This is a genomic window from Mycolicibacterium parafortuitum (genome assembly GCF_010725485.1).
Classification (GTDB): domain Bacteria; phylum Actinomycetota; class Actinomycetes; order Mycobacteriales; family Mycobacteriaceae; genus Mycobacterium.
Window position 1 is genome coordinate 5,052,103 of sequence record NZ_AP022598.1, and the last position, 21,585, is coordinate 5,073,687.

Below are 21,585 nucleotides of genomic sequence, written 5' to 3' on the forward strand. Positions count from 1 at the left end.
GACGAAAGATGGCAGACGAGGTTCACGATCCCGGTCAGCAGTATCAGCCGGAGCAGACCGGCATGTACGAGCTCGAGTTCCCCGGCCCGCAGCTGTCCGCCCCCGACGGCCGCGGCCCGGTCCTGATCCATGCCCTGGAGGGCTTCTCGGACGCCGGCCACGCCATCCGGCTGGCCAGCCAGCACCTGAAGAACACCCTCGACACCGAGCTGGTGGCGTCATTCGCCATCGACGAGCTGCTCGACTACCGGTCACGGCGTCCGTTGATGACGTTCAAGACCGACCACTTCACCCACTATGACGAGCCCGAACTGAAGTTGTACGCGCTGCGCGACACCGTCGGCACCCCGTTCCTGCTGCTGTCGGGCCTGGAGCCGGACCTGCGGTGGGAGCGTTTCATCACCGCGGTGCGGCTGCTCGCCGAGCGGCTCGGGGTGCGCCGGGTCATCGGTCTCGGGTCGATCCCGATGGCGGTGCCCCACACCAGGCCGATGACCCTGACCGCGCATTCGAACGACAAGGAGCTCATCGCCGAGCACCAGCCGTGGATCAGCGAGGTGCAGGTGCCCGGCAGCGCGTCGAATCTGCTGGAGTTCCGGATGGCGCAGCACGGCTACGAGGTGGTCGGTTTCACCGTGCACGTGCCGCACTACCTGGCGCAGACCGACTATCCGACCGCCGCCGAGACACTGCTCGTCGAGGTCGCCAGAAACGCTTCGCTGGAAATCCCGACCACCGACCTGACCACGGCGGCCGCTGCGGTGTTCGACAAGATCAACGAGCAGGTCGGCGCCAGTCCCGAGGTCGCTCAAGTGGTGGAGGCGTTGGAGCGACAGTACGATGCCTACGTTGCCGCACAGGAGAATCGATCTCTGCTCGCGCGCGACGAGGATCTGCCCAGCGGAGAGGAGCTCGGTGCCGAATTCGAGCGATTCCTCGCCCAGCAGGCCGGCGAGAAGAAGCGCAAGGACGGAGACGACAGCCCGCGCGACGGCGTCTGACGTCCTGCGGCACAGCGCCGGCCCGACGACGAGGCTGGCGTACATGACGAGTAGCCCGGGGCGTACGCGGTGAGCGAACGCAAACCCAACCTGCAGCCGGTGCGCGATCTCACCCCGACGCTGCAGTACCGCACCATCCACGGATACCGGCGCGCGTTCCGGATCGCCGGGTCCGGCCCGGCGATTCTGCTCATCCACGGCATCGGCGACAACTCCACGACGTGGAGCAGCGTGCAGACGCAACTGGCCCAACGGTTCACCGTGATCGCCCCCGACCTTCTCGGCCACGGCAAGTCCGACAAGCCTCGTGCCGACTATTCGGTGGCCGCGTACGCGAACGGCATGCGGGATCTGCTCAGCGTGCTGGGCATCGACAGCGTGACCGTGGTCGGCCATTCCCTCGGCGGCGGCGTCGCGATGCAGTTCGCCTACCAGTTCCCGCAGCTCGTGGAACGGCTGATCCTGGTCGGTGCCGGAGGTGTCACAAAAGACGTCAACATCGCGCTGCGGGTGGCGTCGTTGCCGCTGGGCAGTGAGGCGCTGGCGGTGTTGCGCCTGCCGATGGTGCTGCCCGCGCTGCGGCTGCTCGGACGGCTCGGCGCGCCGGTGCTGGGCTCGACGGGCGTCAGCCGCGACATCCCCGACATGCTGCGCATCCTTGCCGACCTGCCCGAGCCGACGGCGTCGTCGGCGTTCGCCCGCACCCTGCGCGCGGTGGTGGACTGGCGCGGCCAGGTGGTGACGATGCTGGACCGGTGTTATCTCACCCAGTCGGTGCCGGTGCAATTGATCTGGGGCAGCCACGATTCGGTGATCCCGATGAGCCACGCGGAGATGGCGCACGCCGCGATGCCCGGATCCCAGCTGGAGATCTTCGAGGGTTCGGGCCATTTCCCGTTCCACGACGACCCGGACCGGTTCGTCGAGCTCGTCGAGAAGTTCATCGATTCCACCGAGCCCGCCGTCTACGACCAGGACTTCCTGCGCGACCTGCTACGCACCGGCATCAGCGAGAACACGATCACCGGCGACGTCGACACCCGGGTCGCGGTGCTGGACGCGATGGGCTCGGACGAACGCAGCGCAACCTGACCAGGACGAACGTCCGGCCACGTAGCATCTGGCGCATGGCCATCGATGTGACGGTGCTTCGCGTATTCACTGACCAGGACGGCACATTCGGCAACCCGCTGGGCGTGGTGGACTCCGCCGCCGTCGACCCGCGGGATCGGCAGCGCATCGCCACCGAGCTCGGCTACAGCGAAACCATCTTCATCACTTTGCCTCCGGAGGGCACGCACAGCGCGCAGGCGCACATCCACACCCCGACCACGGAACTTCCGTTCGCCGGGCATCCGACGGTCGGGGCGGCATGGTGGCTCAGGGACCGCGGGATGCCGGTCAAGACGCTGCAGGTGCCCGCCGGAATCGTGCAGGTCACCTACCGCGGCGACGTGACCTCGGTCAGCGCCCGCGCCGATTGGGCACCCGCCTTCTCGATCCATGACGTAGCCACCGTCGATGAGCTCGCCGCTGCCGACCCCGACGACTATGACGACGACGGGGCCGAGCATTACCTGTGGACCTGGCTCGACAAGGAGGCCGGCACGATCCGGTCCCGGATGTTCGCACCGAGCCTGGGAATCCGTGAGGACGAGGCGACCGGGGCGGCCGCGGTACGCATCACCGAATACCTCAGTCAGGACCTGACCATCGTGCAGGGAAAGGGTTCGGTCATCGAGACGACCTGGACCCCGGAGGGTTGGGTGCAGGTCGCGGGCCGCGTGGTCGACGACGGCGTGCGGCAGATCGACTGACCCGCTCAGTTCGGGGCGGATACCTCGCGGTGCGCGCGCAGCGCCTGGATCTCGCGCTCGAAGTCCTCGGCCGAGGAGAACGAGCGGTACACCGACGCGAATCGTAGGTAGGCGACCTCGTCGAGATCGCGCAGCGGCCCGAGGATGGCCAGTCCCACTTCATGGGCGGGCACTTCCGGGGATCCGGTGGCCCGCACCGCATCCTCGACCTGCTGGGCGAGCAGATTGAGCGCGTCGTCGTCGACCTGGCGCCCCTGGCATGCGCGCCGGACCCCGCGGATCACCTTCTCGCGGCTGAACGGTTCGGTTACGCCGCTGCGTTTGACCACCGCGAGTACCGCGGTCTCCACCGTGGTGAACCTGCGACCGCACTCCGGGCAGGACCGGCGCCGGCGGATGGCCTGCCCCTCATCGGTTTCACGGGAGTCGACGACCCGGGAATCCGGGTGACGGCAGAACGGACAGTGCATCGCCGCTCCTTCCCCACGCCGACAGACAACGGTCTCGAACGTCTTCGAGCGTACCTGCGTCGCCCGCGGGCGGCCGAAGGCCGGACCCGATAACGCGTATCGCATCGGCGACATCCTCGAAGTGGTTGGGCAGCAGATTCTTTGGTTCCTGGGCCGCGGGCGGCTCAGGCCACCGGGGCGATCAGCGTCTGTCCGGCGTCCAGCGCCGCCGACTCCAGCTGGTTCAGTTCCCTTATCCGCGAGACGACCTCGGCGACCGGGGCATCGGGCGCCACCCGTCGCGCGACGTGCTGCAGCGACTCGCCGCTCTGCACCTGGACGACGGCGAGCCGACCCGGCATCTCCGTCTCCGCGGCCGTCGCGCCGCCGACCTGCGCGATCAGCCCGAGCCACAACGTGATCGCCCCGGCGACCAGCGCCAGCGCGACGGTGGTCAGCGGGGTGATCGGGCGACGCCGGTGCGGGGCCCGGGACACCAGGACCCCGGTTCCGCGATGGCGCACCGCCGCGCCGGCCGGGCGTCGGGAGGCCGGACGCCGCGACGCCCGGACCGGGCGGATCTGCCCGCCCGCGATCTGCAGCGGCGCGCGCTCGAACTCGTTCCAGATTTCGCGATCGTCGAGAATGGTCATGGCGTTGCCTTTCACTCCGGGTCATTCGCTCTTGTGTTCGAACTTTACTCGATCAGGTGTTCGATGAATAGAACACGTGATCGAACTGTTGCGAACGCTAGCGGCAGCCACCGACAAGTCCGGGTCGCGTTTCGGATCCGCCGCCTGGAGACCCGACACGCCTCGAACACATGTTTGATTAATCGTTGTCGCCGGGTTACATTCGGGCACATGAGCGACGACAGCAGTGACAGCACCGAAGGCCCCGGCGCTGGCCGCGGCCGTGATTCCGGCCTGACAGAGCGTCAGCGCACCATCCTCGACGTCATCCGCGCCTCGGTGACCCAGCGCGGCTATCCCCCGAGCATCAGAGAGATCGGTGACGCGGTCGGCCTGACGTCCACCTCATCGGTCGCACATCAACTGCGCACCCTGGAACGCAAGGGCTACCTGCGGCGTGACGCCAACCGGCCGCGCGCGGTCGACGTGCGCGGCGCCGACGAACAGGTGACCCCGATCGTGGCCACCGACGTCGCCGGGTCCGACGCGCTGCCGGAGCCGACCTTCGTCCCGGTCCTGGGCCGGATCGCCGCCGGCGGCCCGATCCTGGCCGAAGAGGCCGTCGAGGACGTGTTCCCGCTGCCGCGCGAACTGGTCGGCGAGGGGTCGCTGTTCCTGCTCAAGGTCGTCGGCGAATCGATGGTCGACGCGGCGATCTGCGACGGCGACTGGGTGGTCGTCCGGCAGCAGAGCGTCGCCGACAACGGCGACATCGTCGCGGCGATGATCGACGGCGAGGCCACCGTGAAGACCTTCAAGCGCACCAAGGGTCAGGTCTGGCTGATGCCGCACAACCCGGCGTTCGACCCGATTCCCGGTAACGACGCCCAGGTGCTGGGCAAGGTCGTCACCGTGATCCGCAAGATCTGAGACCGGGCGTCACTCGCCCCGGACGAACCCGTTCGTGATCGCGATCTCCTCGGTGGCGAACCACAATTCGACCGGCGCCTCGTGATAGTCGGCGCTGTCCGGCGTCCAGTACAGGCCGGTCTTGGTGTCGGCCTTGACCGGATAGCCCTCTGGCACCTCGTTCGGGTCGTCGAAGGGCATGTGCAACGCGGTGCCGAGCGGCATCGGCTCGTCGATGTCGATGCGTGCGTGGCGACCGGTGTCGGTCAACGCGTTGCGCGGCGCCACGAGCGGTTCGCGGTCGGCGTCGACCTCCGCATCGGCGAACGGGGCGCCCTGCGCTGACGGTGCGTCCTCGTAGGGTGCGTCCTCGAACGTTTCGACGTCGATGTAGGAGACCTCCTCGACGTAGACCGTGTCATCGGGGACCGCGTCATCGGAGAACTCGGCATCATCGGAGAACTCGGCGACATCACTGAATTCGGCGTCGTCGGGCACGTCAGGCGCCGTCAGCACGCGGGTCGGCGCCGTATCCACCGCATCGGGATCGGCGTCGGGATCCTCAGCGCCTTCGCGCTGCCCGACTTCGTCGCGCTCGACGCCATCCCCCTCGGCCGACTCGGCCTCGCTGCCCACCGGCGCACCCCAGAAGCCCATCGGCTCGGGCGTGAAGTCCTCGGCGGGCAACGACGCCGCCGACGGCGAGGCGGCAGTCAACGATCCCAGACCCTCACGGGCGTACCGATCGCCGAACAACGCATCCTCGGCACCGTCGTCGCCACCACGTGCGGTGTCCCCCGCAGGGGCGGGCGCGTCACCGCGACCCGAACCGGCGGAGGTGTCTTCGGCACCGGGGCGAGACCGCTTGTGCGACAGCGCGAGCCCGACCAGGCCCGCCAGCAGCACGAGCGGCACGATCGCCAGCAGCCACCACCGCTTCCACTTGCTGCCCGCGTTCTCGGAGTTCTCCGAGGCCTGCGGTGACGGCAGGGCCGCAGCGGGCGCCTCGGCGCCGGGCACCTCCACATCGCTGAGCTGCGAGGCCAGCGCGGCGGGTTCGGTGCTGAACTTCCTGCTGGAGGTGTCCCAGGAGATGACGCCGCCGCTGAAGCGCTGCGAGATCACATTGCCGCTCTCGTCCTGATCGGCGACCGGGGCGCCGAGCTCACCGGTGGCGCCACCGAGCTTCTCCCAGGCCGCGTTCATCGGCCCACGCACGATGAACGCACCGTGGTCCGGGGTCCAGAAGATCACCGGTTTGTCGGGCGCGGCGAACTCGCTCTTGCGGCTCGACGGTGCGAGTCCGCCGTCCTCCTCCCCGGTGACCGGGAAGCCGAGGTCGCCCTCGGGTCCGCCGACGCTCTCGTATTTCGCGAGCACCTGGCCGGTGACCACATTGGCGCCGGTGTCCGGGCTGTAGAAGATGGCTCCGTTGGCGAAGTCCTGGCCCATGCCGTCATCGCCGATCTCATACGGCTCGCCCTCGGCGGCGCCGAGCGGGCCCAGCGGCCCGCCCGCAGCGCGGCGTGCGGCATTGATGGCGACGATGGGATCGTCGGGGATCGTCAGGTCGCCCAACTGCCCGGCGAGCTCCGGCGGCACCGTGGTGAACGTCTTCGCGCGCGAGTCGTAGGAGATCTCGCCGTTGGTGAACTTCTGGGTCACCACGGCGCCGTTGTACGTCTCATCCTCGGCGGGCACCCCGAGTGCACCCGCGGAGCCGCCCAGCTTGTCCCACGCCGCGTTGATCGCACCGCGGACCACCCGGGCGCCGGTCGCCGGGGTCCAGAAGATCACCGGGTTGTCGGGCGCCGAGAACGTGCTGTTGCGGCTGTCGGGCGCGCGACCCGGGCCCTCGTCGATCTTCGGGAAGCCCAGATCGCCGTCGGCGGGCCCGCCCAGCGACTCGTACTTGTCCAGGATCGCGCCCTGCATGAAGTGGGCGCCGGTGGCGGGGGTGAAGAACATCTTTCCGCCGGCGAAGTTCTGCGCGAAGCCCTCGCCGGCCGGATACACGTCACCGTTTCGGGGACCGAGTGGTCCGGTGTCCCCGCCGCTGGCCTCCCAGGCGGCGGTGATGGAGTTGTTGGCGTCGACCTCGGGTTGGGCCACCGCGGCGGGTGCCAGCAGCAGCGCCGTGGCCACCCCCAACAACCCGACGGTCAACCGACCGACCACACGTAGGCGCAGCTTGGGCTGCCGGATCATTCATCCTCCCCGCGGTCGGTGACAGGTCCTTCGTTCCTCGTGCAAGTTTTCTTGCAAAAGGCTGAGAAAAGCTACCGCGTCCGTTCACTTTGCGTCAGTTGACGTCGATAACCAAGTCACCTCGCCGAATCGATCACAAAAGAAGTGCCCGGAGACCGTCCGTAGACTCGACCGCGTGGCGCCCTCGAAGACCAGCCTGACGCACTGGGGCGCGTTCACCGCGACCGTCCACGCAGGCGATATCGCCTCCGTCGCACCCTGGGCCGGTGACGCCGATCCGTCACCGGCACTGGCGAACCTGCCCGGTTCGGTCCGGCACCGGTCGCGGATCACCACCCCCGCGGTGCGCCGCGGTTGGCTCGACGACGGTGCCGGCCCCACCACACGCCGCGGCGCAGACGAGTTCGTCGCGGTGACGTGGGAGGAACTGGTCTCGCTGCTGGGCGACGAACTGCGCCGCGTCGCCGATCGCCATGGCAACGAGGCGATCTACGGCGGCTCCTACGGGTGGTCCAGCGCCGGCCGATTCCACCACGCCCAGAGCCAGGTGCACCGGTTCCTGAACTGCATTGGCGGCTACACGTATTCGCGTCACTCGTACAGCCTCGGCGCCACCGGTGTGATCATGCCGCGCGTCGTCGGCACCCACGACGATCTGTTCAAGCGATCCACCCAGTGGGACGTCATCGTCGAAAACACCGATCTGATCGTGTGTTTCGGCGGCCTGGCGCTGAAGAACACCGCTGTCAACGACGGCGGCACCACAGCCCACCCAGCGCGCCACGCGCTGAACAGGTTTCGGGACCGGGGCGGGACCATCGTGTCGTTCTCACCGTTGCGCGACGACGTCGAAGGCCCGTGCGACTGGTACGCCCCGGTGCCGGGCACCGATGTCGCGATCATGTTGGCGCTGGCGCACGTCCTGGCCACCGAAAAGCTGGCTGACCGCCGGTTCCTGGCCACGTACTGCACCGGATACGACCGCTTCGAGCGCTATCTGCTCGGCGTGGACGACGGGACACCGAAATCCCCGCAGTGGGCCGCGTCGTTGTGCGGGCTCGCCGCCGAGGAGCTGACGGCGCTCGCGCGCAGGATGGCCGCGGGCCGGACCCTGGTGACGGTGAGCTGGTCGCTGCAGCGGACCCGCTACGGCGAGCAGGCGCCCTGGATGGCGATGACGCTGGCCGCGATGCTCGGGCAGATCGGGTTGCCGGGTGGCGGGTTCGGGCACGGCTACGGCTCGATGAACGAGCCGGGGCTGGCCCCGATCCGGTGCGCACTCCCCCGGCTGCCGCAGGGCATCAACCCGGTGTCGACGTTCATCCCGGTCGCGGCGATCAGCGACATGCTGCTGCATCCGGGGGAACCGTTCGACTACAACGGCCTTCGGCTCACCTACCCGGACATCCGGCTGGTGTACTGGGCCGGCGGCAACCCGTTCCACCACCATCAGAACCTGCCCCGGCTGCGACGCGCGCTGTGCCGCCCCGACACCGTGGTGGTGCACGACCCGTACTGGACGGCGATGGCCAAGCACGCCGACATCGTCGTGCCGTCCACGACGTTCGCCGAGCGCGACGATCTGTCCGGGTCACGCAACGATCCGCTGCTGATGGCGATGCCGAAGCTGACCGAACCGTATGCGCAGGCGCGCGACGACTATGACACCTTCACCGCGCTGGCCCGCCACCTCGGGGTCGAGGATGCCTTCACCGAGGGCCGCACGTCCTGGCAGTGGTTACGCCACATCTACGAGAAGTGGAGGGTCACACTCGATTTCGAGGTGCCGACGTTCGACGACTTCTGGGCGGATGGACAGCTTCGGCTGCCCACCGACGACGGGCTGACGCTGCTGGCCGACTTCCGCGCCGACCCGGCGGCACACCGGCTCGCCACGCCGAGCGGCAGGATCGAGATCTTCTCCGCCGAGATCGACGGCTTCGGATACGACGACTGCAGGGGCCATCCGACGTGGTTCGAGCCCACCGAGTGGCTGGGCGGCCGGCGCGCGACGGACTATCCGCTGCACCTGGTGGCCAACCAGCCGGCGAACCGGCTGCACGGCCAACTCGACGGCGGCGCGGCCAGTCAGCGCTCGAAAGTCGCTGGGCGAGAGCCGATCCGAATGAACCCGCACGACGCGCACGAGCGCGGCGTGACCGCGGGCGATGTGGTCCGGGTGTACAACGACCGCGGCGCCTGCCTGGCGGGCGCGGTCCTCGACGACGGCGTGCGCCGCCACGTGGTGCAGTTGGCCACCGGGGCGTGGTTCGATCCTGCCGATCCCGCGGACCTGGATTCGATGTGCGTGCACGGCAATCCGAACGTGCTCACCGACGACGTCGGGACGTCGTCACTGGCCCACGGCTGCACCGGCGCCCATGTGCTGGTGCAGGTCGAGAAGTACACCGCGCAACCGCCCGCGGTACGCGCGCATCAGCCTCCGGTGCTGGCGCCGCGCTGAGCTTGGGCACCCTGGCGCGGCCGACGGCGCCGGGGACCACGCGACGTGCGGTCCTGGTGTCCACCCCGCGGAGCGCGGTGGTGGTCGGGACGCTTGGCGGCCGGTTTGGCCGCGGGCGCGACCGTCGGGGCCGGGGCGCGCAGCGGCGCGATCTCGCCGACGAGCGCGACCACCTCAGGGGAGTCGGCACGGACGTCGCGAGGACGAACCGAGATCCCGGCCTTGCGCAGCAGCGCCTGGGTGTCGCGGCGCTGTTCGGGCAGCACGACGGTCACGACGTCGCCGTCGCTGCCAGCGCGGGCGGTCCGGCCGGACCGGTGCAGGTAGGCCTTGTGCTCCATCGGCGGGTCGACGTGCACGACCAGCTCGACGTTGTCGACGTGCACACCGCGCGCGGCGATGTCGGTGGCGACCAGCACCCGGGCCTCGCCGCTGGAGAACGCCGCGAGGTTGCGCTCACGGGCCGGCTGGGACAGGTTTCCGTGCAGATCCACCGACGGCACACCGGCCTCGGTGAGCTGCTTGGCGAGCTTGCGCGCCTGATGCTTGGTGCGCATGAACAGGATCCGGCGTCCGGTGCCCGATGCGAGCCGGTGCACGAGATCCTTCTTCTCCTGCACACCACCGACATGGAACACGTGGTGGGTCATCTGCGCGGGCGCCTCGGCGGCCTCGTTGACCGAGTGCAGCACCGGGTTGTTCAGGAATCGGCGCACCAGCTTGTCCACCCCGTTGTCCAGGGTGGCCGAGAACAGCAGCCGCTGGCCGCCGTTCGGGGTCGCGGCCAGGATGCGGGTCACGCCGGGCAGGAAGCCGAGATCGGCCATGTGGTCGGCCTCGTCGAGCACGGTGACCGTGACGTTGTCGAGGCTGATCACCTTCTGCTGCATCAGATCTTCGAGGCGGCCCGGGCACGCGACGACGATGTCGACGCCGGCGCGCAGCGCGGAGACCTGCCTGCCCTGTGAGACACCGCCGTAGATGGTGGTGACACGCAGACCTGCTGCTGCCGCAAGGGGTTCCAGCGTCGCGGTGATCTGGGTGGCCAGCTCGCGGGTCGGCGCAAGCACCAGGCCGGTGGGCCGCGACGCCTGCCGGCGACCCCCGGACAGGGCGGCCACCAGCGGGATGGAGAACGCGAGAGTCTTTCCGCTGCCGGTCTTTCCGCGGCCGAGCACGTCACGCCCGGACAGCGAGTCGGGCAGCGTGGCCTCTTGGATCGGGAACGGTGCGGCGATGCCCTGCGCGGTCAGTGCGCGCACCAGCGGTGCGGGCACGCCGAGGTCGGCGAAGGTCGCCGTGGTGGACGACGCTGTGGCTGCCTGAGTGGCGGTTTCGGTGGAGATGATGGAGTCCTGTCTTTCACGGTCTTGTCGGGCAGCGTGTGCCCGGCAGCCGCGACGGAGGTCCGTCCAGCGGAAGTGCGCACACAATGGTGGCGATGGCGCCACACAAGAGCTGTTGGGTGTGTCGGCGGGTCTGAATGCGGGACCTACGTTGGCCGTGCACGGCCGACATCGGGTCCGACTCTACCGGACCGGGGTCCGAACGTCGCATTCACCCTGTTCAGAATGTCGCGAACTCGGCCAGGCCGGCCGCCAGCGCGATCGGCACCCGCGCTTTGATCCGGGTGCCCGCCTCCAGGTGGTCGACCGCGTCGACCCGCCCCTCGGCGTGCACACGGTTCACCAGATCGCCTCTGCTGTAGGGGATCGTGACGTCGATCACCGCGTCGCGCGGGGCGATCATCTCGGCCAACCGCGCCTGCAGCCGGTCGAGGCCCTCCCCGGTGTGCGCCGAGACGAACACCGCATCCGGCAACGCGCGCCGCAGCTGAGCCACCGCGAGATCGTCGGCGGCGTCAATCTTGTTGACCACCAACAACTCCGGCGGCAATGGCGCGTCTGAATCGGTGGCCACCTCGCGCAGCACGGTGCGTACCGCGTTGATCTGGGCGAGCGGGTTGGCGTCGGCGCCGTCGACGACATGCAGGAGCAGTTCGGCGTCGACGACCTCTTCCAGTGTCGAGCGGAACGCCTCGACGAGCTGGGTGGGCAGATGCCGCACGAACCCGACGGTGTCGGTCAGCACGAACTCCCGCCCGTCGGCGAGTTCGCCACGGCGCGTGGTGGGTTCGAGGGTGGCGAACAATGCGTTCTCCACCAGCACACCGGCGCCGGTGAGCGCGTTGAGCAGGCTGGACTTGCCTGCGTTGGTGTAGCCGACGATGGCGACCGACGGCACGTCACTGGCGAGCCTGCGGCTGCGCTGGGTGTCGCGGACCTGCTTCATGTCACGAATCTCGCGGCGCAGCTTCGACATCCGCTCACGGATGCGGCGCCGGTCGGTTTCGATCTTCGTCTCACCGGGTCCGCGGGTACCGACGCCGCCGCCCGCACCACCGGCGCGGCCGCCTGCCTGACGCGACATCGACTCGCCCCAGCCGCGCAGCCTCGGCAGCATGTACTCCATCTGTGCGAGTGACACCTGCGCCTTGCCCTCGCGGCTGGTGGCGTGCTGGGCGAAGATGTCGAGGATCAGTGCGGTGCGATCGATGACCTTGACCTTGACGACCTTCTCCAGCGCGTTGAGCTGAGCGGGGCTCAGTTCGCCGTCGCAGATCACGGTGTCGGCGCCGGTGGCGAGCACGATCTCGCGCAGTTCCACGGCCTTGCCGGAGCCGATGTAGGTCGACGGGTCGGGTTTGTCGCGGCGCTGGATCAGCCCTTCGAGTACCTCGGAGCCGGCGGTCTCGGCCAGGGCGGCCAGTTCGGCGAGGCTTTCGTCGGCGTCGGCGGCGGTGCCGTCGGTCCAGACGCCGACCAGCACCACGCGCTCGAGGCGCAGCTGCCGGTATTCGACCTCGGAGACGTCGTCGAGTTCGGTGGACAGCCCGGCGACACGGCGCAGCGCGGTACGGTCTTCCAGGGCCAGCTCGCCGACGCTGGGAGTGTTGTCGGGGAATTCGGGATGGGTCATAGGCGAATAAAGATTCGCACGAACATCACTTCTCATGCACCCCGATTAACGCGGCGGCCGTCGCGACCATTCCCGTCATGTCTGCGCCGCCCACCATCGGTCGGCGAGTTCGCCGCGGGCCACCAGCACCGACGGGCCGCGCAGATAGCTGTTGGCGTCGGTGATCGTGACGGTGACCTCACCGCCGGGGATACGCACCTGCAGCGCACCGGTCTGCGCGCCCTCGTGCGCCAGGGCCGCGACCGCCGCGGCCACCGTGCCGGTACCGCAGGACCTGGTCTCGCCGACTCCGCGCTCGTGCACCCGCATCGAGACCGCGCCGTCGCGAGGGGCGGTGAGCACCTCGACGTTGACCCCGTCGGGGAACTGCGCGGCGTCGAAACTCACCGGCGCCGCCACATCGAGCGCGATCAGCTCGTCGGGAGTCAGGGTGGCGTCGACACACGCCAGGTGCGGGTTCCCGACGTCGACGGCGAGCCCGGTGAACGTCCGGCCGCCGACGGTCGCAGCACCGGCGCCGTGCTGGTTCGCCTTGCCCATCTCGACGGTGACCTCGGCCGTGACGTCGTCGACCGAGTGCAGCACGACCGGCCGCGGGCCGGCCAGGGAGCCGACGACGAACTCGGCGCGCTGCTCCAGGCCGCTGGCGCGCAGGTAATGCGCGAATACCCGCACCCCGTTACCGCACATCTCGGCGACCGAACCGTCGGCGTTGCGGTAGTCCATGAACCAGTCGTCGGCGGCGACGCCGTCGGGCAGCCGCTCGAACACGCCCGCGGCCAGCGCCGCGCCGGCGGTGGTGACCCGCAGCAACCCGTCCGCGCCGAGCCCGCGCCGACGGTCGCACAGCGCGGCGACCGCACCGGGGGTCAGCGTCAGCGCTGCGGACAGGTCGGGCAGCACCACGAAGTCGTTCTGCGTGCCGTGCCCTTTGGCGAACTCCACCTGGTCAGGATACGGCGCGCAAGATGCGCAGGACGTCGTCGACCTTGCGGTCCGACCCACCGTCGAGCCAGTGGATGCGGTGATCACGGCGGAACCACGACCGCTGCCTGCGCACGTAGCGGCGGGTTCCGATGAAGGTGGGTTCGCGGGCGGCGCTGCCGTCGCCACCGGCGTCCAGGTCGGCCAACACCTGCGCGTAGCCGAGCGCGCGGGCCGCGGTGACGCCGTCGCGCAGCCCGCGCCCGAACAGCATCTGCACCTCCTCGACCAGGCCGCGCTCGAACATCAGGTCGGTGCGGCGCCGCAGTCGGTCGTCGAGAACCGCGGTGTCCCAGTCCAGTCCGATGATCACGGTGCCCCAGCGCGGCGCGCCGATGGTGGGCGCCGACGCGGCGAAGGGCCGGCCCGTGAGTTCCACGACCTCCAGCGCCCGCACGATGCGGCGGCCGTCGGTCGGCAGGATCGACGCCGCGGCGGCCGGGTCGACCGCTGCCAGCTCACCGTGCAGCGCGGCGACCCCGACCTCGGCGAGGCGTTGTTCCCAGCGTGCCCGCACCGCCGGGTCGGTGGCCGGGAAGGACCACTGATCCAGCAGCGACTGCACGTAGAGCATGGAACCGCCGACCATGACCGGCAGCGCGCCGCGCGCGGCGATGGCCTCGACGTCGGCGGCGGCGGCCTGCTGGTAGCGGGCCACGCTCGCGGTTTCGGTGACTTCGAGGACGTCGAGCTGGTGGTGTGGCAAGCCGTGCCGTTCGTGTACCGCGAGCTTCGCGGTGCCGATGTCCATACCGCGGTAGAGCTGCATCGCGTCGGCGTTGACCACCTCGACCGCGAGGTCACCGGCGAGCGCATCGGCCACTGCCAGCGCCAGATCCGACTTGCCGGTGCCGGTCGGGCCGACGATCGCCAGCGGACGCACCGCAGTCATGGCGTCCAGACGCCGACGAAGTAGCCGACGCCGTACGGGGCACCGCGGTAGAGCTCCTCGGCCCCCTGCGGCCGCGATCCGGTGAGCCCGGCCAGCACCTGGTAGGCGGGCCGCCCGAGGACACCGTCGGGCAGCTGGGTCAGCGCCGCCGGGTCGCCGGCGGCCAGCGCGTCGTCGAGCGCGGCCTGGACGGCCGGGGAGTGTTCGTCGTAGCCCCCGGGCGCGGCCGGGGTCAGCGTGTTGGCCCCGTCGGCGACGATCAGCACACCGACCGCGTCGGCGTCGGCGTCCAGCCGCTCACGCAGCGCCTTGCCGTGGTCGACCGCGGCGGCCGACGGCAGGTCGCCACGCAAGGTGTGCACCTCGACCGTCGCATCCGGGCGTGCCTGCCCGCGCAGCCAGCCGGCGATCAGCGCGCACAGCGGCAGCGCGACCGGGTCCGCGCCCGCGGCCTGCGGGGACAGCGCGACCCGGACGTCGACGCCGTAGCCGCCGAACGTTCCGGCCGCCGCCGGACCGTAGACGCCGTCGTCCTGCGCGACACCGACGGCGATCCACCGAGACGGCAGCCCGGCGGCCGCGGCGATCGCGGCGGACCGCGCATCCTCGGTCTCACCGGCCGCCGACGAGGCCAGTTCCGGGACCAGCAGCGGTGCCGACGGAACGATCGCAATGGCGCTCAGCACGGTCACCAACTAATCACACGGTCGTCGGGTCGTGGCTGCTCGCCTCGCCGCGGGCCAGGGCCGCGGTGGCCACCACCATCACGATCACCGAGACGACCAGGGTGACCCAACCGGTCTCCCCCGGATTGAGCGTCTCCCCCAGCACGACGACGCCGAGAATGCAGCCGACCATCGGTTCGACCACGGTCATCGTCGGCAGCGACGCGGTCAGCGCACCGGCCCGGAACGCGGCCTGCTGGGTGGAGGTGCCCAGCACCGCGACGATCACCCACGCGTACACCTCCGGGGTGCGGGCCAGCTCCAGTACGCCGGCGAGACTGGTCACGTCGAGCCGGTGCACCACGCCCTTGGTCAGCACCGCGAACACGCCCCACAGCGCGCCCGAGACGATGCCCATCGACACCGCGGCGGCCGGGCCCGACCACCGGCGCGCACCCCACAGGCACAGCGCCAGGATCGGGCCGAGCACGCACGCGACCCCGGCCCAGGTCTCCAGTGAGGCCCGCGAGGACCCCTCGGTGGGGTTGCCGACGGTGACGATCACAGCGACCGACGAGGCCAGCAGCACCGCCCACACCCATTCCCACCGGGTCACGCGTCGGTGTTCGAGCCGCGCGTGGATCGGCAGCGCGAACAGCAGCGACGTCACCAGCAGTGCCTGGACCAGCAGCACCGAACCGAACCCCAGCGCCGCCGCCTGGAAGACGAATCCGCCCGCGGCGATCCCGCTGCCCAGCCACCATGTGCGGTCCTTGAGCAGGCGCAGGAACAGCGCGAGGTGACCGACCGGTTCGTCGGTCACCTCGTGCGCCGTGCGCTGGTGGATCACGTCGCCGACGGCGATGAACAATGCGGCCAGCAGGGCCAGCAGTGCGGCGATGTCCGCCTGCGCCATCGGTGGTCTCCGTCCTGCGGTGGGAATTCCGGACAGAGCCTAGGCACCGGCGATGCCCAACGCGTGGGCGCAGCGCCGGGCAACCTGTTTCAATAAGGTCTGGGCAACCGTGTGCAACGGTTGGTCGACGACGAAACAGCTACCGGCGCCGCGATGCGCGGCACGTGCGTGGGTGACCGCGCGGAGGACACGAGGTAACGGATATGACGATCACAGAGTCGGGCGGATCCCAGGAAGCCGGCCAGCAGACTTCGGAGGCCGGGCAGGACACGTCAGCCCCGCAGACTCCGTCCGCCCCGCGCCCGAAACCGTCAGCGGCCGCCAGGCCCAAACCCGGACCCGTCCCGCGCCCGGGCGCCCGCCCGGCTGCTGCCGCGGTGGTCGCACCGCCGGTCACCGCGGTGCCCACCAGTGATCCGCACCGGTTCGGCCGCGTCGATCCCGACGGCACCGTCTGGTTGGTGACCGCCTCCGGTGAGCGCACCATCGGGTCCTGGCAGGCCGGCGACGCCGAGGCGGCGTACGCACACTTCGGCCGCCGGTTCGACGACCTGCAGACCGAGGTGGTGCTGCTGGAGACACGGCTGGCGTCGGGGTCCGGCGACGCGCGCAAGATCCGGTCGGCGGCCACGTCGCTGGCCGAGACACTTCCCGAGGCTCACGTGCTCGGCGACGTCGATGCACTCGCCGCCCGGCTGGCCGCGATCATCGAGCAGGCCGACAGCGCGACGCAGGAGGAGAAGGCCCGCCGCGAGGAGATCCGCGCCGCGAACACCGCCCGCAAGGAGGCGTTGGCCGCCGAGGCCGAGGACCTGGCCGCCAACGCGACGCAGTGGAAAGCCGCCGGCGACCGGATGCGGGCGATTCTCGACGAGTGGAAGACGATCACCGGGCTCGACCGCAAGGTCGACGACGCGCTGTGGAAGCGCTACTCGGCGGCCCGGGAGACGTTCAACCGCCGCCGCGGCTCCCACTTCGCCGAACTGGATCGCGAACGCGCGGGCGCCAAGCAGGCCAAGGAGGCGCTGTGCGAGCGCGCCGAGGAGCTGTGCGATTCCACGGAGTGGGGCCCGACCTCGGGTCTGTTCCGCGATCTGCTGGCCGAATGGAAGGCCGCGGGCCGGGCGTCCAAGGACGTCGACGATGCGTTGTGGCAGCGGTTCAAGGCCGCCCAGGACAAGTTCTTCTCGGCGCGCAACGCGGCCACCGCCGAGCGCGACGCGGAGTTCCGCGCCAACGCCGAGGCCAAGGAAGCGCTGCTGGCCGAGGCCGAGCGGATCGACACGTCCGATCTCGACGCGGCGCGGGCAGCGCTGCGGGCGATCGGCGACCGGTGGGACGCGATCGGGAAGGTGCCGCGGGAGCGCGCGGCCGACCTGGAGCGCAGGCTGCGGGCGGTCGAGAAGAAGATCCGCGACGCCCCGACCGGCGGTGTCGACCCGGAGGCCCAAGCCCGTGCCGACCAGTTCCGCGAGCGCGCCGAACAGTTCGAGCGGCAGGCGGAAAAGGCGGCGGCGGCCGGTAAGACCAAGGATGCCGAGAAGGCACGCGCGAGCGCCGAGCAGTGGCGTCAGTGGGCCGACGCGGCGGCGGACGCGGTCAGCCGCAAGCGCTGAGCGCTACTTCCGCACAGCGCCCAGCGCTACTTCGGCGCAGCGCCGGGCTCGTCGCCGCCCGGGGTGTCCCCGCCGGGCTTGTCACCGCCCGGCTTGTCGTCGATGAAGGTCTCCAGCAGACCCTTGCCGTGGTTCTCGGCCATGGCGCGGCGGCGATGTTCCTCGGCGGCCAGCTGCACCGCGGTACGCGCCGCGACCACGCGAGCCCAGTAGTAGCTGAGCACGATGACGGTCAGCCACGCCACGATCAGCCCGATCCCGGGCCCCGGATAGGGCTCGGGCGCGGTCTGGCGCGTCCACAGCGCCAGGATGCCCAGGAACGCCGCCACGGTGCACCCGGCCAGCGAGATCCAGGCCAGCGCCCACCGCCGGGTGAGCAGGGCCAGCATCGAGAAGCCGATGCCGAACACGACGGACAGGATCGTGAACACCCGGTGCGGCAGGATGACGCCGTTGTCGGCGGCGACCTGCGAACCGGTCAGCACGTCGAGACCCTTGGCCGAGCCGGTGTGCGGCAGCAGCAACGAGCCCAGCAGCACGAACACCAGCACCGCGATCACCAGCGCCCATCCGCCCGGGTCGATCTCGCGGGCCACCCGCTTCTCGGCCGCGTCGATGTCCCTCTTGAAGTTCTCGAATCCGTTCTCCGGAGCTCTGTCGCCGCTCATCGCGAACACCCCGACGCCACCGGCTCCGGCGCGGGTGCACCGACCGACGGAATCCCGAGTCCGACGCCCGTCTTGGGCTTGCGCCCGGCCGCGTGGGCGTCCCCGGCACGGGTGCGCCGGTGCTCCAGGACGCCGGCATCGGCGATCAGGTGATGCGGCGCCGCACCGGTCACGGTGGTCACGACGATGTCGCCGGGCCGGATCGCCTCGGCGTGTGCGCCCGGGGCGAAGTGCACGAGCCTGCCGTCGCGGGCCCGCCCCGACATCCGGGCGGTCGCCGCATCCTTGCGACCCTCCCCGGTGGCGACCAGTAGTTCTACGCGCCGGCCCACCTGGGCCGCGTTCTCTTCCAGGGAGATCCGCTCCTGCAACTCGATGAGTCGTTGATAACGTTCGGAGACAACAGCTTTCGGGACTTGATCGGCGAGATCAGCGGCGGGGGTGCCGGGCCTCTTCGAGTACTGGAACGTGAACGCGCCGGCGAACCGGGCCGCCTCGACGACATCGAGGGTGGCCTGGAAGTCCTCTTCGGTCTCGCCGGGGAAGCCGACGATCAGGTCCGTGGTGATCGCGGCGTGCGGGATCGCGGCCCGGACCCGGTCGATGATGCCCAGATAACGCTCGGCGCGGTAGGACCGACGCATCGCCCGCAGGATCCGGTCCGAACCGGACTGCAAGGGCATGTGCAGCGTCGGGCACACGTTGGGCGTCTCGGCCATCGCCTCGATCACGTCGTCGGTGAACTCGGCGGGGTGCGGGGAGGTGAATCGCACGCGTTCCAGCCCGTCGATGGTGCCGCATGCGCGCAGTAGCTTCGCGAACGCGCCACGGTCGCGGGGCAAGCGCTCGTCCCGGCCCGTCGGGTCCTCGCGCAAACGCTCGTCCCGGCCCGTCGGGTCCTCGCGCAAGCGCTCGTCCCGGCCCGTCGGGTCCTCGCGCAAGCGCTCGTCCGCGAACGACACGCCGTACGCGTTCACGTTCTGCCCGAGCAGCGTGATCTCCAGGACACCCTGGTCCACCAGGGTCTGCACCTCGGCGAGCACATCGCCGGGGCGGCGGTCGACCTCTTTGCCGCGCAGGGACGGCACGATGCAGAAGGTGCACGTGTTGTTGCAGCCGACCGAGATCGAAACCCAAGCGGCGTAAGCGGATTCGCGGCTGGCCGGCAGGGCCGACGGGAATTCGCGCAGCGCCTCTTCGATCTCGACCTGAGCGACCCGGTTGTGCCGGGCGCGGTCGAGCAAAGCGGGCAGCGAACCGATGTTGTGGGTACCGAAGACCACATCGACCCAGGGTGCCTTGCGCAACACCATGTCCCGGTCCTTCTGCGCAAGGCAGCCGCCGACGGCGATCTGCATGCGCGGGTCCGCGGCCTTGCGCGGTGCGAGGTGGCTGAGGTTGCCGTAGAGCTTGTTGTCGGCGTTTTCACGCACCGCGCACGTGTTGAACACGACGATGTCGGCGTCGGCACCCTCACCGGCGCGCTGATATCCGGCCTCCTCCAGCAGGCCCGCGAGCCGCTCGGAGTCGTGCACGTTCATCTGGCAGCCGTACGTGCGGACCTCGAAGGTGCGCACGCCCACCTGCTGCATCACCGGGGAAGTCACCGGACCATTCTACGAAGCGGAGGTCCCCGCCCCGAAATCGCGCGAATGGGCCCGACAGAATCACGATCACCGACTATCGGGCGAGGCGAGCGCGCGCTGGGTAAGGTCATCACGCATGGAGAGCCCCAGGGAGTCCCCTGCCGTGCCGATGATCTCTATGAAAGCGGTCAACAAGCACTTCGGCTCACTTCACGTTCTCAAGGACATCAACCTCGACGTCGGCAAAGGCCAGGTCGTCGTCGTGCTCGGGCCGTCGGGTTCGGGCAAGTCGACGCTGTGCCGCACCATCAACCGGCTGGAGACCATCGATTCGGGCACCATCGAGATCGACGGGCAGCGACTGCCCGCCGAGGGCCGCAAGCTCGCGCAGCTGCGCTCCGATGTGGGCATGGTGTTCCAGTCGTTCAACCTGTTCGCGCACAAGACGATCCTGGAGAACGTCACGCTCGCGCCGATGAAGGTGCGCAAGGCGTCCAAGGAAGAGTCCCGCGAGGCGGCGATGGCGCTACTGGAGCGCGTCGGGGTGGCCAACCAGGCCGAGAAGTATCCGGCCCAGCTTTCCGGCGGGCAGCAGCAGCGCGTCGCGATCGCGCGTTCGCTGGCGATGAACCCCAAGGTCATGTTGTTCGACGAGCCGACCAGTGCACTGGACCCGGAGATGATCAACGAGGTGCTGGCGGTGATGGCGGGTCTGGCCTCCGACGGCATGACGATGCTGGTGGTGACCCACGAGATGGGGTTCGCACGCCGGGCCGCCAACCGGGTGGTCTTCATGGCCGACGGCGCCGTCGTCGAGGACGCCGAACCTCACGAGTTCTTCGACAATCCCCGAAGCGACCGCGCCAAAGACTTTCTCGGCAAGATCCTGCACCACTGACTCAAAACCCCACCGGAGCTCGGCGAAAGGAAACCCACCCAATGTTCCCGAAGTCCATGTCCAAGCGCGTCATCGGTGCTCTCGCCGCGGCGGCTGTGCTGCCGCTCGCGATGACGGCGTGCGGCGGGGGTGACTCCGGAGGCGGAGGCACCGGCGGCGGCGACACGATCGTCATCGGCACCAAGTTCGACCAGCCGGGTCTGGGCCAGAAGAACCCCGACGGCACCATGAGCGGCTTCGACGTCGACGTCGCGACCTATGTCGCCGGCGAGCTCGGCTACACCCCGGACCAGATCGAGTGGAAGGAATCTCCGTCGGCGCAGCGCGAGAATCTGATCCAGAACGGTCAGGTCGACTTCATCGCGGCGACGTACTCGATCACCGACGCCCGCAAGGAGAAGGTGTCGTTCGCCGGGCCGTACCTGATCACCGGGCAGAGCCTGCTGGTGCGCTCGGACAACACCGACATCACCGGTGAGGCCTCGCTGGAGAACAACAAGATCCTGTGCTCGGTGTCGGGTTCGACCCCGGCCCAGAAGATCAAGGACAAGTACCAGGGCGTGCAGCTGCAGCAGTACGACACCTACTCGGCGTGCATCGACGCGCTGAAGAACGGCGCGGTGGACGCGGTCACCACCGACGAGGTGATCCTGGCCGGCTACGCCGCGCAGACCCCGGGCGCGTTCAAGATCGTCGGTGAGCCGTTCTCCGAGGAGCGCTACGGCATCGGCCTGAAGCGGGACGACGCCGAGCTGAAGACCAAGATCGACGACGCGCTGCAGAAGATGTTCGACAGCGGCGCCTGGAAGGAAGCGTTCGACAAGAACCTCGGCCCCGCCGGGATCACCGCCCCGGCTCCCCCGGCGCTCGACAAGAACTGAGCCGCGGATAGCCACCGGAG

At 69.8% G+C, this 21,585-nt stretch carries 19 protein-coding genes; 8 read left to right on the forward strand and 11 right to left on the reverse strand.

Translation table 11 applies throughout. The features are described from left to right. Positions 1-8: 8 nt before the first annotated feature. From NTM_RS23810 to NTM_RS23820, 3 genes are all read left to right on the forward strand, one after another. On the forward strand, positions 9-1,001 hold the full coding sequence (locus tag NTM_RS23810; protein ID WP_104861418.1) for a proteasome assembly chaperone family protein: 993 nt from the start codon (positions 9-11) through the stop codon (positions 999-1,001). A gap of 69 nt (positions 1,002-1,070) precedes the next feature. Beyond that, a complete protein-coding gene (locus NTM_RS23815; RefSeq protein ID WP_104861417.1) occupies positions 1,071-2,093 on the forward strand; it encodes an alpha/beta fold hydrolase in 1,023 nt (340 codons plus the stop codon). A 35-nt stretch (positions 2,094-2,128) separates the two neighbouring features. Continuing rightward, a complete protein-coding gene (locus NTM_RS23820; RefSeq protein ID WP_104861416.1) occupies positions 2,129-2,818 on the forward strand; it encodes a PhzF family protein in 690 nt (229 codons plus the stop codon). Positions 2,819-2,823: 5 nt separating this feature from the next. Here the strand turns inward: NTM_RS23820 and nrdR are convergent, their stop codons facing one another. Next, complete coding sequence (gene nrdR, locus NTM_RS23825) at positions 2,824-3,288, reverse strand: transcriptional regulator NrdR (protein ID WP_104861415.1); 465 nt, start codon at positions 3,286-3,288, stop codon at positions 2,824-2,826. Between the two features lie 164 nt (positions 3,289-3,452). Further along, positions 3,453-3,920, reverse strand: a complete 468-nt coding sequence (locus NTM_RS23830) for a LysM peptidoglycan-binding domain-containing protein (protein WP_104861577.1) — start codon at positions 3,918-3,920, stop codon at positions 3,453-3,455. Between the two features lie 210 nt (positions 3,921-4,130). Here NTM_RS23830 and lexA point away from each other — a divergent pair, with 210 nt between their 5' ends. Continuing rightward, the gene (lexA, locus tag NTM_RS23835; RefSeq protein WP_104861414.1) at positions 4,131-4,829 is read left to right on the forward strand and encodes a transcriptional repressor LexA; all 699 of its coding nucleotides are present in this window, start codon (positions 4,131-4,133) and stop codon (positions 4,827-4,829) included. Between the two features lie 9 nt (positions 4,830-4,838). On the opposite strand, the gene NTM_RS23840 is transcribed toward lexA, so the two are convergent. Beyond that, complete coding sequence (locus NTM_RS23840) at positions 4,839-7,016, reverse strand: LGFP repeat-containing protein (RefSeq protein ID WP_163768419.1); 2,178 nt, start codon at positions 7,014-7,016, stop codon at positions 4,839-4,841. Between the two features lie 175 nt (positions 7,017-7,191). On the opposite strand from NTM_RS23840, the gene NTM_RS23845 reads away from it, so the two are divergent. Beyond that, complete coding sequence (locus NTM_RS23845) at positions 7,192-9,480, forward strand: molybdopterin guanine dinucleotide-containing S/N-oxide reductase (protein WP_163768422.1); 2,289 nt, start codon at positions 7,192-7,194, stop codon at positions 9,478-9,480. Here NTM_RS23845 and NTM_RS23850 read toward each other — a convergent pair. From NTM_RS23850 to NTM_RS23875, 6 genes are all read right to left on the reverse strand, one after another. Continuing rightward, positions 9,453-10,826, reverse strand: coding sequence for a DEAD/DEAH box helicase (locus tag NTM_RS23850; protein ID WP_435405132.1), 1,374 nt, complete (start codon positions 10,824-10,826; stop codon positions 9,453-9,455). The genes NTM_RS23845 and NTM_RS23850 overlap by 28 nt on opposite strands. A gap of 220 nt (positions 10,827-11,046) precedes the next feature. Beyond that, the gene (hflX, locus tag NTM_RS23855) at positions 11,047-12,459 is read right to left on the reverse strand and encodes a GTPase HflX (protein WP_197746369.1); all 1,413 of its coding nucleotides are present in this window, start codon (positions 12,457-12,459) and stop codon (positions 11,047-11,049) included. 75 nt (positions 12,460-12,534) lie between these two features. Beyond that, positions 12,535-13,404, reverse strand: a complete 870-nt coding sequence (dapF, locus tag NTM_RS23860) for a diaminopimelate epimerase (RefSeq protein ID WP_163768427.1) — start codon at positions 13,402-13,404, stop codon at positions 12,535-12,537. A 4-nt stretch (positions 13,405-13,408) separates the two neighbouring features. Then, positions 13,409-14,335: a tRNA (adenosine(37)-N6)-dimethylallyltransferase MiaA gene (gene miaA, locus NTM_RS23865; protein WP_179963984.1), complete on the reverse strand. Its 927-nt coding sequence runs from the start codon at positions 14,333-14,335 to the stop codon at positions 13,409-13,411. Then, complete coding sequence (locus NTM_RS23870) at positions 14,332-15,021, reverse strand: class III extradiol ring-cleavage dioxygenase family protein (protein ID WP_104861575.1); 690 nt, start codon at positions 15,019-15,021, stop codon at positions 14,332-14,334. The genes miaA and NTM_RS23870 overlap by 4 nt, the downstream gene beginning before the upstream one ends. Positions 15,022-15,034: 13 nt before the next feature. Continuing rightward, entirely contained in the window at positions 15,035-15,916 is an 882-nt protein-coding gene (locus NTM_RS23875; RefSeq protein ID WP_163768430.1) for a DMT family transporter, read from the reverse strand. Between the two features lie 203 nt (positions 15,917-16,119). Between NTM_RS23875 and NTM_RS23880 the strand changes: the two genes are divergently transcribed. Beyond that, the gene (locus tag NTM_RS23880) at positions 16,120-17,532 is read left to right on the forward strand and encodes a DUF349 domain-containing protein (protein WP_163768433.1); all 1,413 of its coding nucleotides are present in this window, start codon (positions 16,120-16,122) and stop codon (positions 17,530-17,532) included. A 26-nt stretch (positions 17,533-17,558) separates the two neighbouring features. Here NTM_RS23880 and NTM_RS23885 read toward each other — a convergent pair whose 3' ends face one another. Beyond that, positions 17,559-18,200, reverse strand: coding sequence for an Rv2732c family membrane protein (locus NTM_RS23885; RefSeq protein WP_163768435.1), 642 nt, complete (start codon positions 18,198-18,200; stop codon positions 17,559-17,561). Beyond that, positions 18,197-19,792 (reverse strand): MiaB/RimO family radical SAM methylthiotransferase, encoded by a 1,596-nt coding sequence (locus NTM_RS23890; RefSeq protein ID WP_163769605.1) that lies wholly within the window; start codon positions 19,790-19,792, stop codon positions 18,197-18,199. Before NTM_RS23890 ends, NTM_RS23885 begins: the two co-directional genes overlap by 4 nt. A 163-nt stretch (positions 19,793-19,955) precedes the next feature. Here NTM_RS23890 and NTM_RS23895 point away from each other — a divergent pair, with 163 nt between their 5' ends. Continuing rightward, on the forward strand, positions 19,956-20,684 hold the full coding sequence (locus tag NTM_RS23895) for an amino acid ABC transporter ATP-binding protein (protein ID WP_104861406.1): 729 nt from the start codon (positions 19,956-19,958) through the stop codon (positions 20,682-20,684). Positions 20,685-20,725: 41 nt separating this feature from the next. Next, positions 20,726-21,565 (forward strand): glutamate ABC transporter substrate-binding protein, encoded by an 840-nt coding sequence (locus tag NTM_RS23900; RefSeq protein ID WP_104861405.1) that lies wholly within the window; start codon positions 20,726-20,728, stop codon positions 21,563-21,565. Positions 21,566-21,585: the final 20 nt, after the last annotated feature.

Excerpts from the sequence above, each read along its gene's own strand:
- NTM_RS23810 (WP_104861418.1), top strand. The coding sequence starts at position 9 with ATGGCAGACGAGGTTCACGATCCCGGTCAGCAGTATCAGCCGGAGCAG.
- NTM_RS23820 (WP_104861416.1), top strand. The coding sequence starts at position 2,129 with ATGGCCATCGATGTGACGGTGCTTCGCGTATTCACTGACCAGGACGGC.
- nrdR (WP_104861415.1), bottom strand. The coding sequence starts at position 3,288 with ATGCACTGTCCGTTCTGCCGTCACCCGGATTCCCGGGTCGTCGACTCC.
- NTM_RS23830 (WP_104861577.1), bottom strand. The coding sequence starts at position 3,920 with ATGACCATTCTCGACGATCGCGAAATCTGGAACGAGTTCGAGCGCGCG.
- lexA (WP_104861414.1), top strand. The coding sequence starts at position 4,131 with ATGAGCGACGACAGCAGTGACAGCACCGAAGGCCCCGGCGCTGGCCGC.
- NTM_RS23840 (WP_163768419.1), bottom strand. The coding sequence starts at position 7,016 with ATGATCCGGCAGCCCAAGCTGCGCCTACGTGTGGTCGGTCGGTTGACC.
- hflX (WP_197746369.1), bottom strand. The coding sequence starts at position 12,459 with ATGACCCATCCCGAATTCCCCGACAACACTCCCAGCGTCGGCGAGCTG.
- miaA (WP_179963984.1), bottom strand. The coding sequence starts at position 14,335 with ATGACTGCGGTGCGTCCGCTGGCGATCGTCGGCCCGACCGGCACCGGC.
- NTM_RS23875 (WP_163768430.1), bottom strand. The coding sequence starts at position 15,916 with ATGGCGCAGGCGGACATCGCCGCACTGCTGGCCCTGCTGGCCGCATTG.
- NTM_RS23880 (WP_163768433.1), top strand. The coding sequence starts at position 16,120 with ATGACGATCACAGAGTCGGGCGGATCCCAGGAAGCCGGCCAGCAGACT.
- NTM_RS23885 (WP_163768435.1), bottom strand. The coding sequence starts at position 18,200 with ATGAGCGGCGACAGAGCTCCGGAGAACGGATTCGAGAACTTCAAGAGG.
- NTM_RS23890 (WP_163769605.1), bottom strand. The coding sequence starts at position 19,792 with ATGCAGCAGGTGGGCGTGCGCACCTTCGAGGTCCGCACGTACGGCTGC.
- NTM_RS23895 (WP_104861406.1), top strand. The coding sequence starts at position 19,956 with ATGATCTCTATGAAAGCGGTCAACAAGCACTTCGGCTCACTTCACGTT.
- NTM_RS23900 (WP_104861405.1), top strand. The coding sequence starts at position 20,726 with ATGTTCCCGAAGTCCATGTCCAAGCGCGTCATCGGTGCTCTCGCCGCG.